The sequence below is a fragment of the Vibrio sp. 03_296 genome (genome assembly GCF_002265885.1).
The window spans coordinates 1-678 of record NZ_NPKW01000850.1; the positions used below are offsets into that span (position 1 = coordinate 1).

Sequence of the window (678 nt, forward strand, 5' to 3'; positions counted from 1 at the left end):
AGTCGTCGCCATTGCCCACATGAGTAATGATGTTGGCTTTACCTTGCACCACGGAGACTTCTTGGCCATCTCCCACTTTGGTGATGACGTTGGCTTCACCTTTGGCAAAGTTATAGCGATCACCGTCGCCCACTTGGGTAAAGACGTTTGCTTGCCCCAAGCGACGTTGACGCCCAACCATCGCCGACTTTGGTAATGATGTTGCCTTGCCCTTGGCAATACCAATGGTCGTGCCATCTCCGACATGAGTCATCACGTTGCCGATATCGGAATCAACAACCCTACCGTGGTGCCTTCGCCCACTTTGGTAGAGTATTGCCTTTACCAGCCAAGACAGCCGCGGTTGTTGCGTCTCCCACATGAGTCACAACGTTGGCTTTTGCTGCCGCCACAACACCCATGAAATCATCACCCACTTTGGTAACAATATTGGCTTCGCCCAGCGCTAACACGCCCGTTAGACCATCGCCGACATGTGTCATGATGTTGGCTTTACCGAACATCGCCGCTAAGGTTGTTGCCGTACCGTACCTAGTCATCACGTTCACTTCGCCTGCGAATATTCCTAGGCTGGTTCCATCACCGACATGGGTGTAGATGTTGGCTTTACCGACCATCAGAGCCGCAGTGAGATCATCGCCCACTTTAGTCATGATGTTGGCTTGACCGATCATTGCA

At 52.2% G+C, this 678-nt stretch carries 1 pseudogene; it reads right to left on the reverse strand.

Annotated elements, in window-relative coordinates:
- Nucleotides 1–678, reverse strand: a pseudogene (locus CIK04_RS28375) (hypothetical protein); the annotation flags it as partial.